The sequence below is a fragment of the Collinsella sp. TM05-38 genome, from assembly GCF_003466445.1.
In the GTDB taxonomy this organism is placed as follows: domain Bacteria; phylum Actinomycetota; class Coriobacteriia; order Coriobacteriales; family Coriobacteriaceae; genus Collinsella.
Map to the genome: position 1 here is coordinate 59,089 of NZ_QSPM01000012.1, position 12,830 is coordinate 71,918.

Sequence of the window (12,830 nt, forward strand, 5' to 3'; positions counted from 1 at the left end):
GGCGTTATGGATCTTATTAACGGCAAGGCGCTTACGTTCTTGCGTCGTGCCCTCTCCGAAGATCTGGCGCCTATCAACCAGGTGGAGGTAGCGCTCTCTATGGGCGATAGCTTTGTCGCGACTGGTTTGACCATAGAGGACGATCTTCTGTCGAGAGCCGCTAAGGCCACTAAGGGCTATGCCTATCTGGTGCAACTGGTCGGTTACTCCATTTGGCAACGCGCCAACTTGCATCGTGCCAAAAGTGCCATTGTGAGCGAGGGCGACGTCACCGAAGGCATTGCGCTGGCAGAGGCTCGTTTTCACGATGTTGTTCACGAGCCCGCGATTTCTGGACTGGGACTCAACGATATCAAATACCTTTTGGCCATGTGCGAGGATAAGCAGCAGTCCAAATCATCTGAGATTGCTAAACGCATGGGTAAAAAGACCAATGAGGTCAGCTCTATTAGGGCTAAGCTGCTTCAAAGAGAGGTTATTCAAGCTCCGCAGAGGGGCTACGTGCAGTTTGCCGTGCCGGACCTAGATATCTATCTGCGAGAGAACGCCGCGGAGATTCTCGAGCGGTTCTAAATCGAGGCATGAATAGCCGCCGGTTAACTGCCCTTGTCGACTTGGCTCGCGTCCCCCCAATCTAGTAGACTCTGAACCGTTGCTAGATTGGGGGGATTTTCCATGAAACGCTCCATGAAACGAGTTTCCGGGGCCGTTCGGATGCCGTGGCGCAGCAGGGACTTGAGCTTCTCGGCGAACACCTGCTCTTTCGAGTTCGCAAGCAGACAGACGCCCTCCTGCCGGTGTGCCACGTCGAACCACAGCTTGTCCTGCTCCATCGCAGCGCTCGCGTGGACCCCCAGGTCGAGCTTCGTGTCGAACGTGCTGCGCCCGTCGCTGACCTTGAGGTTGACGCGCCTGCCCTTGTAGCCCTGCTGCGACAGCTCCTCTATCTCGCCGGCGATGCGGACGGTTACGCCGTCGCCGAGGTTCGAGAGGGCGGACACAAAGGAGCGAATGGAGGCGTCGGTCATCGGGTACCGCACGAAGTCGAGGTCTATGTCCTGGGTTGCGCGGCGCCCGCTCCCCGACAGCGCGCACATCAGGACCCCTCCCTTGACCGTCACTCGGTCGCGCATGCCGGATGCCGCCAGCTTTGAGAGGATCACGTCCTGGCAGACGCGCGCGGTCGCGTTGAGGCAGGAGTAGCCCTCCTCGCGCTCGTAGCGCGCCCTCATCTCGTTCAGGTCCATCAGAATACCTCCTCCATGGCGCGCTCGAGGTGTGCCTCGCCGTGCGGGATTGCCTCCGCGTAGTCTTGCAGCCTGTATATGTCCAGCCGCTCCGACCGCCTGCGGAACGAGGCGACGGCCTCCCGGTAGAGGTCGTAGGGCAGCTTGTTGCGCGAGCGCATGAGCTCGAGGAGCATGCGCTCGGGGTCGTAAGCGGCAAGCTCGGTCCCGTCCACCGAGACGGTCGACCTCCCGACGCCCAGCCATCCCTCCGGGATGAAGTGCTGGCGCACGGCGGCGTCGCGTATCTTGGTCCCACCGCGCTTCGTGGCCAGGTCGATCCGGTCGGGGGGCGCGGTCACGAGCCCGTGGGCGTAGAGCGCGGTCTGCCCGGTCAGGATGCCCCCGGGGTAGCGCTTCGCGATCACGGCGAGGGCGTCCTCGTCCCGGTTGGTCGAGTACATCCCTCGGCCGACGGGGTGGAGCGTCCCTTCCGACACCGCCTTGCGAACGCGGTACCTGCTCCCGAGTTCAGCCAGCGCCTCCCGGTAGGTGATCACCATGCCGACCTCCCCTCGAAAGCCATATAAGCCTACATCTGATGACAATTGTAGGCTTATATGGCTTTTCATGGAACGACTCATTGCGGCACCTCCCTCGCCATGACGGTGCCTTACTTTGATGGCCCTTTCCTCGTTTGCATCTGCTATATGAAGGAACGTCGATTCTGGTGCTCGGGCGAAGGCGCTACGCGATGAAATTCTCCACCAGCGTAACCATGGAGTCCTTCTCGCTTGGGTCAGAGAGGGCAATCATGAGCGTCATGGCCGCGAGCGCGTTGTCCTCCACGCGGAGTCTTTCGCCGTTGCGCAGTATCCCGTTCTTGTCGAGGAAGTGAATGAAGAGCGCCGCTGCAGAGCGCTTGTTGCCATCCAAGAATGGATGGTCCTTCACTACGAGGTAGAGAAGGTTGGCGGCCTTTGCTTGAACGGAGGGATATAGGTCTTGGTCGCCAAAGCCCTGATAGAGGGCGCTGATGATTCCGGCGAACTGGTTGTCCCGCTCTCGTCCGAACAGGGTGGACGACGAGTAGAACGGTAGGCTGCGGACGACTTCGAGTGCTTTGGTGTAACCGAGCTCCCAGTTGGGCTCGTTGCCCTGGGGCGCCTTCATCCTTCCCGTGTCGTATTCATCGAGCAGAGTCAGGCTCGGAAGGTACTTCTGTAGAATTTCTGCCGCACCGGAGAGTTCCGGAGTACTCGACCTCTCGAGGACCTTGAAGACCGTTCCGAGCGCCTCGAGTCTCTTTTGGTTGATGGAGTATCCCTGGAGTAGATGCTGCTTGAGCACGCCATTTGCCCACCGGCGGAAGTACACGCCCTGCTGAGACTTCACGCGGTAGCCAACCGAGATGATCATGTCGAGGTTGTAGTGCTCGACCTGACGTTTGACCGTTCTTGTTCCCTCTAAGCGAACTATTTCAAAAAATGAAATAGTTCGAATTCCGGCAAGCTCTTCCTTTGCTGCGGAATGAATGTGCTTGGAGATAGTCGGCACTCCGCGCCCGAACAACGTCGCCATCTGCTGCTGGGTTAGCCAGACCGTATCGCCGTCGACGCGCACGTCAAGGTGGACTGCGTGGTCGGGGTCCTCGTACAAAGCGATCTGCTGGCTTGCGTTGGAATTGTCCATGATGTATGCCCCTTCGGTTTAGTCGACATGCTATGATCCGCACGCCGGAGGACGAGTGGTTTCAACATGCCGGTATTGCGTAGCTTCAACCGGCATCCCGCCGGTCAGTCGGCGTCGCGTGCGCCGGCTAAGCCAGGGTCGGGGCAGCGGGGATCCGCGGCGCCGGCGCTTCGTACCATTGGGGGCCTCCGAAGCGACTTTCACTCTGTCTTATTCTGGTAAATACAGTGTACCACGAAACGCGAACATGCGTACGTATTTCTGTTTAAATTTTAGCTGGACGCGGCGGTGTGTCGTCCTCTGCCTTGTTCTCCGAAGCCAGCTGTATTCCGGGCCGCGGTTCTACAAGGCAGGGGGTAGTCAGATGGATAGGATTATCCTTCTCCTACTTCTCTTGACCTTCCTGGTCATCCTGAGCAAGTAATGGGCTTTAGTGGGTGCCAAGCTCTACTTTGCTTGCCATCTGGTTCAGCTAGCTGGCATTGTGGTCGGCGTGCGCGGCGCCCTTGCCCATGCCAACTGGGACTTTTCGGCAAAGCGCGAGGGATATCTTGCCCGTGCCGTGCACCCGGGCAACTTCAGCGCCGTTACGGGCGCCTGCCAGATGGTCCGTCGCGACGTTTATGAACGGGTTGAAGGCTGCGACGAGAAGTTTGCCGTCGGTTTTAACGATGCGGATTTTTGCCTGCGCGTATGGGGGCTACCGCACCATCTTTACACCTTATGCTGAGCTGCACCACTACGAGTTCACTTCGCGCGGCAGGGAAGAGGCCAGCGAGGAAAAGCTGCGCCGTTGGAAGCGCGAGCAGGCACTGTTTATGCAGCACTGGCTGGAGTTCTTCTTGACGGGTGATCCGTGGCTGGGGCCGAACCTTAGCAGCGAGTGCGTGTATGGTGCGCTGAAAATTACTGTGCTTGTTCTGGCTTGTTGCTAGGCGTAGCGCGCGTCCCGCCGGTTGAGAAGCTCGCAGTAGTTCGACACCGCCTCTACCTGCGGCGCCTGCTCCTGCGGCTCCTCCGGCTGCCCTTGCTGCCCTGCGGCTTACCATCCTACTCACCCACGTATGACTCCCGTGCCCCGAGCGGGCAAAAGGAAATGCCCACAACGTCTCCGTTGCGGGCATTCTCCGGGCCGGCCACAAATAGCTTTATCGAATCCGATTGCTCTTCATCATCCGGATCGTTGGCGTCTCGTCGGCAAAGTCATCGTCTATCTGTAGTTCAAGGGGCACCGTAATGGAGCTTCCCAGCGCGGTCGCGGTTCCCGGGGCGAATGCGGGAAGGCGCATGACCTGGCCATTTGATATGGAAGGGATATTGCGGCGAACGTAATCGAGGTCGTAAGAGTTCTGAATGCGGTGGATTATGAAGGTTCCCGTCTGAGAGAGCACGACGCGGGAAAGCTCACTGGGGATTTGGCTGATGGCGGTAAGGTAAATGCCAAACTTACGGCCCTCCCGTGCAATTCGATTGAACACTGAGTCGTCTGTCAGGTCTGCATCCCTGATATAGCGATGCGCCTCGTCAAAAATGAGATAGATGGGTGTCGAGGAGCCTCTTCCTGCATCTAGGCTAGCCTGAAAGAGGGTGCGCGCAACGTAGTGGGAAAACAACTTCAATCCTGACTCGTCGATTATCTGAGATACGTCTAGCACAAGAATGCCATGCCCCTTGTTTAAGAGGGCAGCAATTGACTCGCCCCGCTCAAGTGAGAAGAGGTCTTGCGAATACCTTTCCCTAAGGTTTCTAAGCTGAGTAACCAGCCCCTCTGAATACGACCTTATCTGACGGTTGCCCCGCACTTCTTCTTCGTCGAACACGAAGTCAAGCGCATCAACGACGTCAGAGATTGAGACCTCGCTTTTAGGTTTTTCGTACTCACATAAGATGCGTTCGATATTGGGAAGTCCATCGGACATGTATTCGTCCTCGATGAACTCCTTCAAAAGGGACTCAAGCCCTTCGACGACATCTTTCGATATGTTTCCGTATTCCAGGTTGAAAGACACTAACAGGTTATGAGCGGTCTGAGGGCGAGAGAAAGGTCCGGACTCGCGTTCGAGAATCTTGTTAAGTTCTCCCTCAATCGGCTGGTAATACTTTGAGACCTGAAACTTCCTCGCTGCGTGGCTATCGATGCTCGTGTCCCGAATTGCGGTATATGCAAAGGCAGCAAATAGCTTCTTCTTGCCCTCCTCGTTGAGGTGGGAGTATCTCACGGCCCTCTCAAGCAGAGGTTTCTGGATGCGTCGCGAGGGGTCGAGAATAGCTGACCAGTCATCCATCGACAACTCTCCGGGCGCGAGGTGGTACTCATCAGCGCCGATTCGTCTCGTGCAGCCGTAACCGCCGCGCGTGAGAAAGTCATAATCGCCGTGCAGATCGAAGACGAAGAATCGGGGCTCTGCATCGAGCGCGTCCTCGGCATCTAAGAGCGATGCCGCCCTATCAAGCAGGAGCCGCGCGGTTGAGGACTTTCCCGAGCCGGTATTACCGAGAATAGCGAGATGACCAGAGAACAGGGAATCGATATCAAAAGTGGGTCTTACTGAATCGTACCCAGCGAGGGACCCAATCTCGACTCCTTCCCGCACGCAAAAGACCCTCTTGAGGATTGATTCATCGCAGGCATAGACATTGGAGCCGACCATGGGGAGGTCTACTACGCCGGGCACGTAGGAAGATCCTTCAATCTCTCCAATGGGGACGGCGGTGAAGATATAGCTCGTGCTAAACCTCGACGACGGCTGGTCGGAATACGGTCTCTCGGCCTCTTCTGCGGAAACCACGCGGAAGATAACCTTGGTAGATATGGAGAGGTAGGCGAAGAGGTACTGGTTGAGCCCGTTCAAATGCCTGGGCTCGCCATTGAGCATACGATCGGAAAAGTCGGAACGCGACGCGCGGAGCCTTATCTTCTCTTGGTCCATGTAGCAAATAGTGCCTATCAGCCAACCCGGCTTGGGGACTCCGTTATTCATTCCCGTCACCAAGCCCCAGAGATCCAGATGCAGCATCGTCTCCGAAGGTGATTTCAGGCCCGATAAAGTCAGCGAATTCCGAGAAATACAGCGGACGCTTGGGCTTCGGATCCCTTTCGCTTGGATATACGAAATAGGCGTTCGCGCCACCTGCTCTGTCGAAGAAATCCCGTGTGGGGGAACCAATATCGGTCTCTGCTGGGTTGCCGACGAAGGCGAGAAGAGTGAAGTCAGGACTCGCAAGAGCCTGCCTGATTAGGTTCGATATATGCGAGTCTGCAAAGCTGAATCCGCACGTCAGAAGAACGGTGTTGGGAACGGCGAGGATGTTTACGAACTCGCGAAACATATCGCTATAAGGAGTGCCTTGCGTTAGGGCATATTTGGAAGTCATCGGGGCAATAAGCTGTTTGTCGCCTTGGTATTCGTCGGCGATGTCGGGAAACTTTGGGGCCCTTACGACGTTACCGTCATAGACCCTCCAGTTGATGGAGCCGTGCATCTTGTAAAGGCGGAAGAAGGGGTTCACCGGTTCGTAGTGGTCTCTGAACCTCTCATCGAGGTCAATCGGCCTGCGATGGTATTCCCGCGGGCTGAATGTGGGCATCAGCGCGTTCGAGAACCCGTCGACATAGGCGTAGTCGCTCGATTCAAGGGCCATCTCATGGAATAGGTCGTAGTTCGTGGTGAAGAGGTTGACAACATCGAAGGCAGCCTGCCCTCCGCGCGCAAGAATCTGGCGGGATATACCAAGTCCCTGAACGAATCTGCGGTAGCTATCGAGGACGTCTGAGTGTTCTGTGTTGTATTTTATATCGACGGACTCGAGAAAGGCCTTGCGAACTGCATCGGAAACCCTCTTGTCTTCATCGGCGCTATCTAGAGAGCCCTCGATGCGCTGACTCAGCCACGAAAGGAGGTTCTCGATGTTCGAGTACTTCGCAGGGTCTTCGTTATCTCGACGTGCAATTTTGGTTATTCGACTTTCCAGAAGGGTAGATAGCTCGGGATCTTTGAGCTTGAGGTCCGCTCGCATGTTCCTGAAGGTTTCACCCATCAGGGGAATAGCCGGAGTAGATGCGCCTGAGCCGATAAGCGTGGCCAGGTTGATCGACCTGGAAAGAATGCCTTGGACAAAATGTCGGGCTTCCGAGGCGTTTACCTCACGCCTTGTTGCACCCCTCTGCAAGATAAAAAGGGATGTGGGGGATTCCTCCTGCACATCGGAGGGTGCGTCATTCGGTATATTCATCGCGTTGTCAGACATGGTGTGCTCCCTATAAACTCAAAAACCTCTGCTCGAACGCGCCCGGGAACTGGAACATTCGCTCCTTGCCCCAGATACTCACCCACGTCATCACCACGCCGTCGTTGCAGACGTACTTGGTGTCCGCTGACGGCTCGATCCACTTACTCATGTCGTCTTCCGTCGCGTCGGGGTCATCGTCGTTGCGACCCTTGTACCCGCGCTCTGCAACTGCGTAACGTTCGAGGGACGGGAATCTTCTGCGATCGCCTAACTATTCCGCCGCCGTGTATCATGTCCCTGTAAGCGGACTCGATAGGATTCATCCGTGCACGCCAGCGATGCCCTCATACAGACGGTCGCGACCGTCTGGGTTCCCATAACCCACATCGGGCCGGCCCTGGGCAAGGTCCCCAACTACATCAACAACTTGATCTCGCGCGGGCCGACTCCGCGCTGCGACACCATGGCCGCCATGCTCGGCGTCTGTGGCTACGCTCTCTGCGTGATCCTGCGCGAAGATGTCCCCGAGACGGTACTGTTTATTGATTATGGATTATCGTCATCGGGTACAATCGAAGAGCCTTTATACAAACAGGAAGGGTATCTATGCAGCTTTCTGAGCAGCTTCTTCATACGACGATACGAATTGAAGCATCGCTTCCCTCAGGAGAGTGCTCGGTTGGAACTGGTTTCTTTTTCAAATTCTGCGATGACGGCAAGACATTTGTTCCTGCCGTCGTGACCAACAAACATGTGGTCAAGGGCGGATATGAATACCGGGTCATCTTCTCGCGAGCCGACGAGAACGGCAACCTGCTCAATATAAACGAGCGGCTGACCATGCGTGGCTCGGACAGCGATTGGATTTCGCATCCAGACGAGAACGTGGACTTGTGTGTACTGCCTATTGGCCCTGCTCTCAACGGTTTTATCCAGGCGGGTAAGCATCTGCTCACTATACCGCTCAGTCTGGAGCTGCTTCCGACGAAGACGCTGATTAAAGACATGGGCTGCATGGAAGAAGTGACCATGATCGGGTACCCCAACGGCATCTGGGACGAGGCCAACAACTTGCCAATCGTGCGCAGGGGAATCACGGCGACTCCCTACAGATACGATTATCGGGGCGAGAAGGAATTCTTAGTGGACATGGCTTGCTACCCGGGTTCAAGCGGTTCCCCTGTCTTCCTGTACAACGAGGGAACCTATCTCGAGAATGGCGCGGTCGTCGTGGGAAGCAGACTCTATCTGTTGGGCATTCTACGCGCTGTTCCCATTAGAAACGTTCTCGGTGATATCACCGTATCTACGATTGCTCACGTAAACGTTCAAGACATGTTGAACTTGGGCATCGTCATCAAGTCCGAACGCCTGAAAGACTTCGACCCAATCTTGAGAGAGCGCTTGAGTGTTCCAGAATAATATTTAGGTCGCCCGCCGCACGTGGCGTTGGCGCACCCGAGCGCTGCGGGCCTCGGTAGTCCGCGCCGAGTGCCGTCACCCGGCCTGTAGTGACCCTCACGTCATCGGTATGCCCGCGCCCCGGCCCTTCGCACACGGGTATGTCAGCGCCACGGCCGGCGGGCGGCCAGCTGCCGGCCCGTTCGAAGCCCTACCTGAGTAGCTCGTTTGACCTGTATCGTTTTTTTCGGACACGCAGGCTGGAAGGACCGCGACACCGCGGTGCCTTAGACTGCATGTGGGCTGATAAACGAAAGGATTGCCGAATGGTCGCCAATCAGAAGAAGTACACCGACGGGATCAGGCGGGAGACCGCCGACTACGTCATCTCGACAGGGTGCCCATAGCCCAGGCCTGCGACGAGCTCGGGCTCAACGCCAAGACGGTTAACGACTGGGCGCTCAAGCGCCGGCGCGAGCTCTCCGGCGAGCCCGACCCGAGAGCCGAGGACCGCGAGCTGCGCGAGGCCAAGAAGCGAATATGCGAGCTCAAGATGGAGAATGCGTTCCTAAAAAAGCCGCTGCCTTCTTCGCCAAAGAGAAGCACTCTAGCCAAGTGCGGGCTCGTGTTGCCGGAGAAAGGTAGCTTCGCGCTGACCATGATGGCCGGGGTGCTGGGGGTGAGAAGGTCGGGCTACTGGAGCTGGGCATCGAACGGCTGCCCTGAGGACGACTGGTCCGAGGTCCACGACGCCGTGCGGCGCGTGTGGCTCGATCCGACAGGCGCTTCGAGGCCCGCTTCATGAGGTGCTTCCTGTCCGACGTGCCTCGGGGCACGACCCTCTACTGCGCCAGCAAGGGCCGGTACGGCTCGCGCAAGATGAACGCGTCGCTCGATGGGTTGGCGTCGCCGCCACCCGCCGCCGTCAGCCGTCGCCGGGCCTTCCACATCATGAGGGGGAACGGCCCGGTTGGCGCATGCGGCAGGAAGAGGTTCAAGGTGCACCCCGGGGCGGTCAACGAGGCCGACGTGCCGAACGTCGTCGCGCGCGGCTTCGGCGGCAGGGCGCCGCGCACCCATATATGCAGCGACCTGACCTACGTGCGCGTCGGGGCCTCGTGGAACTACGTCTGCCTGCTCGTCGACCCCTGCAACAGGGAGTTCGTCGGCCACTCCGCCGGGCCCAGGAAGGACGCCCGGCTGGTCAAGCCGGCGTTCGCGACGCCCTCCTTCCCGATCCCGGACATCGAGGTCTTCCACACGGACCGCGGCAGCGAGTTCGACAACGCCGAGATCGACCTGATGCTCGAGGCCTTCGGCATAGAGAGGTCGCTATCGGCCAGGAGCTGCCCCTACGACAACGCCGTCGACGAGTCGACCAACAGGATACTGAAGGCCGGACTCGTCCACCGCGAGACGTTCGGCACGACGCGCGAGCTCCGGGCCAAGCTCTCGGACTACGTGCACCGGTGCAACAACTTCAGGATCCACTCGACGCTGGGCTACATGTCGCCGGTCGAGTTCCGGAAGGCGGGGCTGTCCCTCCCGGAATCGTCCAAATAGGTGTTGCCAATCCAACCGCCTCTTTGATTATCAGCCGGGGCTATCTCGGCTTTTTTGATTGGGGCGGTTGTTATGTTGCTGAATCTTTAAGGGACGAAGATTGTTTTTCAAAGGCCCACGATGTGCATCTGGTCACTCATATCTTTTCGAGACAGAACGATAAGAAGCTATATGATTCTCTTGTTTAAAGATGGTGAGTTCGATGATTCCCAGATTCCAAGAACTATTAGGTCTCTCCTAGATCCCTCTCTTCTTGCCCATTAGAAGATTCAAAGACGCGCGCGAGCGTTGCTTACTGGCGTTTGATTCATGAAGACCACGCTCTACTTTTCTTGAATGCGTTAGTCAGGCCACTCTTTCGATGAAGCCCCAGACGCCTCTGATACAAGCGAAACATTGGGGCATTTTGCTGTATTTCGCGGCTGCGTACACGCTTTCGTCGTCCGCCACGTGCTTAAACGAATTGCGTGCTTCAGTGGATTTTCGTGTCACTGGCGCTTGTGCTGTTTGGGGCGCCGCTAATTGCTTCAAAAACTAGAGCTAACACTGTGTCTATAGAAGGACTGAAAAACAAAAGTTTGCTGAGAACGTAACCTGCTTTTTATAAGAGCAGATTTCCGTCTGCCTTTATAACAATTCCCGCGCTTCGAATAACTGGACTTCCGATGCAGAAGGGATTGTAAGATAATCTTCTCTTAGTAACATCATTTGTGACGGGGGATTCGATATGAAAAAGGCATTGCGTGCCTCAACAGCTTTTTCTCTTGCTGGTCTTTTGACCATTTCATCCTTTATGGGCCCTGTGACTGCCGCCTACGCTGTGAGCAACGTCCCGTCTGCGGACGCTACCGTGGACGCTGCGACTGCAGACAATGATGGCGTGGCCTCGCGTGATGCGGGCTCTGTCGATGTTGGCGCTGCAGATGACTCATCGTCGGCAACGAACGTTGACGAATCGGCTGATAAGGATTTTGGCGTTGATGTATCTGAGAACTATCAGCAGGCTGAACCGGTCGATTCTTCTTTCCAATATGTATATCTTGCCTCCCCGAGCCTTCCCAGCGGGACTGATCAGGTCGTTGCCTTTGCTACTCCCGATGACGACGATAGCCTTTCCTCCGCAACTCTCAACTATGTAAGTGCCAATGGGATTCAGGGGACTATTGAAGCATCTGGAACGGCTGACAATTCTGCTGCCTTTGTATTTGGCTCGACGTTGAAATCCAATACTTACTTTCTGACTTCGATAACCTATGTTTTGCGGGCCGATGACTCTGAGCATGAGTTGGATCTTTCCGACAGGGATTATTCGTTTACGGTCGTTGATAGCTCTGTGAGCTCCGAGGGCACTTCTGTTTACTATGCAGACGGTGATGGCAATGCCGTTGAGGCTCAATCAATCCAGCAGGCGTTGGAATGCGCTGATTCGCCTGATGGAGTATCTACCTACGCTGAGCGCTCCGCGCGTAATGTGGGGGTTATTGCACTTGACGCCGGACATGGCGGGGTGGATTCTGGCGCTCAGGGTAATGGCAAGAGTGAAGCCGACCTTACCTGGAAGATCATGACAGCCTGCAAAAATAAACTTGAAGCTTACGGCTTTAAGATCGTTCTTGCGCGCGAGCAGTCTGGCTACTATCCCAGCAATGATTATCTTTATCGCGTACAGCGCTGCATTGATCAGGGCGCGCAGGCCTTTGTTAGCTTTCACATCAACTCTGGGTCTTCTGGAGCTCACGGCGCAGAAGTTTATGCTCCTACCGCAAATGGCACCGACTACACGCAGGTCTCTGTTGAGCTTGCCAACAAGGTCATGAACAACCTTGCTGCTATGGGACTAACGTACCGCGGCGTATTTCAAATGGAGGTAGGCGACGAGTTCGCCGTTATCCGCTGCGCTCGCGAGCAGGGAATTCCAGGTATTCTTATCGAACATGGCTTTATCTCGAATTACGGTGATGTGGTCAACTATTTCTCGGACGATGGTTGCCGCCGTCTTGGCGAGGCTGACGCTGCCGCAATCATCGCGCAGTTCCCGCATCCCTACTCCGTCAATGGAATTTCCTTCTCGGAAGAACTGGGACATGCGGGGTCAACGGTAAAAATCGGTGTAAATGTTAGCGGCAAGACTGATGGCCTTAGATATAAGTTTGTTTGGCATAGGGCTGGGTCTGATTGGAGTGATTCCAATTGGGGTGTAATCGGTCAAGACTTAACTTCGCCGTCGATTTCTTGGACCCTGCCCCAGGCTGGTGAATATGAGATCTATGTTGATGTCATTGACTCCAATGGGTATGTGACTAGCACTTCTAAATACAAAGTTGTTAATTGGTCTCTTGAGTCGCTCGAAGTCTCGGGCGACGCCCGCTGCGGCAAGCCGGTCAAGCTGCAGGCCAAGGTGTCCGGCGACGCCTCCGGCCTCAAGTACAAGTTCGTCTGGGAGAAGGGCGGCTGGGCCAAGTGGGGCGTCGCCCAGCAGCCCTCCGCTTCCTCCTCCTGCGAGTGGACCCCGACCGAGCCGGGCGTGTACACCGTCTACCTCGACGTGATCGACGGCTCCGGCCAGAGGCACCTGACCCGCAAGGTCACGGTCGGCGAGCGCTACTCCGTCGAGTCGCTCGACGTCTCGGGCGACGCCCGCTGCGGCAAGCCGGTCAAGCTCCAGGCCAAGGTGTCAGGCGACGCCTCCGGCCTCAAGTACAAGTTCGTCTGGGAGAA

Annotated in this window: 12 protein-coding genes; 6 read left to right on the plus strand and 6 right to left on the minus strand. The window is 56.6% G+C overall.

The genetic code is table 11. The annotated features are described in order from the left end of the window. Positions 1 to 6 precede the first annotated feature (6 nt). Positions 7 to 573, plus strand: coding sequence for a hypothetical protein (locus DXD49_RS07645; RefSeq protein ID WP_187360521.1), 567 nt, complete (start codon positions 7 to 9; stop codon positions 571 to 573). 23 nt (positions 574 to 596) lie between these two features. On the opposite strand, the gene DXD49_RS07650 is transcribed toward DXD49_RS07645, so the two are convergent. The 3 genes from DXD49_RS07650 to rhuM all read right to left on the minus strand — a co-directional run bounded on the left by DXD49_RS07650 (position 597) and on the right by rhuM (position 2,918). Continuing rightward, on the minus strand, positions 597 to 1,247 hold the full coding sequence (locus DXD49_RS07650; RefSeq protein WP_158564878.1) for a nucleotidyl transferase AbiEii/AbiGii toxin family protein: 651 nt from the start codon (positions 1,245 to 1,247) through the stop codon (positions 597 to 599). Next, positions 1,247 to 1,789 carry a hypothetical protein gene (locus DXD49_RS09665; protein ID WP_055252273.1) on the minus strand — a complete coding sequence of 181 codons (543 nt, stop codon included), beginning with the start codon at positions 1,787 to 1,789 and terminating at the stop codon, positions 1,247 to 1,249. Before DXD49_RS09665 ends, DXD49_RS07650 begins: the two co-directional genes overlap by 1 nt. 184 nt (positions 1,790 to 1,973) lie before the next feature. After that, positions 1,974 to 2,918, minus strand: a complete 945-nt coding sequence (rhuM, locus tag DXD49_RS07655; RefSeq protein ID WP_117794650.1) for a RhuM family protein — start codon at positions 2,916 to 2,918, stop codon at positions 1,974 to 1,976. A gap of 433 nt (positions 2,919 to 3,351) precedes the next feature. Here rhuM and DXD49_RS07660 point away from each other — a divergent pair, with 433 nt between their 5' ends. Continuing rightward, complete coding sequence (locus DXD49_RS07660) at positions 3,352 to 3,648, plus strand: hypothetical protein (RefSeq protein ID WP_117794651.1); 297 nt, start codon at positions 3,352 to 3,354, stop codon at positions 3,646 to 3,648. Between the two features lie 418 nt (positions 3,649 to 4,066). Here the strand turns inward: DXD49_RS07660 and DXD49_RS07665 are convergent, their stop codons facing one another. From DXD49_RS07665 to DXD49_RS09670, 3 genes are read right to left on the minus strand one after another with little or no spacing between them, the layout of a single operon-like run. Continuing rightward, positions 4,067 to 5,848 carry an ATP-binding protein gene (locus tag DXD49_RS07665; protein ID WP_158564879.1) on the minus strand — a complete coding sequence of 594 codons (1,782 nt, stop codon included), beginning with the start codon at positions 5,846 to 5,848 and terminating at the stop codon, positions 4,067 to 4,069. Positions 5,849 to 5,891: 43 nt separating this feature from the next. Continuing rightward, entirely contained in the window at positions 5,892 to 7,166 is a 1,275-nt protein-coding gene (locus tag DXD49_RS07670) for an SIR2 family protein (RefSeq protein ID WP_117794653.1), read from the minus strand. Positions 7,167 to 7,176: 10 nt separating this feature from the next. Next, a complete protein-coding gene (locus DXD49_RS09670; RefSeq protein WP_158564880.1) occupies positions 7,177 to 7,317 on the minus strand; it encodes a hypothetical protein in 141 nt (46 codons plus the stop codon). A gap of 437 nt (positions 7,318 to 7,754) precedes the next feature. Here DXD49_RS09670 and DXD49_RS07675 point away from each other — a divergent pair, with 437 nt between their 5' ends. The 4 genes from DXD49_RS07675 to DXD49_RS07690 form a co-directional block, all read left to right on the plus strand. Then, entirely contained in the window at positions 7,755 to 8,570 is an 816-nt protein-coding gene (locus DXD49_RS07675; protein WP_117794654.1) for a serine protease, read from the plus strand. A gap of 376 nt (positions 8,571 to 8,946) precedes the next feature. Next, positions 8,947 to 9,354: a hypothetical protein gene (locus DXD49_RS07680; protein ID WP_117794655.1), complete on the plus strand. Its 408-nt coding sequence runs from the start codon at positions 8,947 to 8,949 to the stop codon at positions 9,352 to 9,354. Next, entirely contained in the window at positions 9,351 to 10,112 is a 762-nt protein-coding gene (locus DXD49_RS07685) for an IS3 family transposase (RefSeq protein ID WP_233541772.1), read from the plus strand. Before DXD49_RS07680 ends, DXD49_RS07685 begins: the two co-directional genes overlap by 4 nt. Positions 10,113 to 10,839: 727 nt before the next feature. Continuing rightward, positions 10,840 to 12,830: N-acetylmuramoyl-L-alanine amidase (locus DXD49_RS07690; protein ID WP_147347842.1), on the plus strand; the 1,991-nt coding region annotated here is incomplete at its 3' end.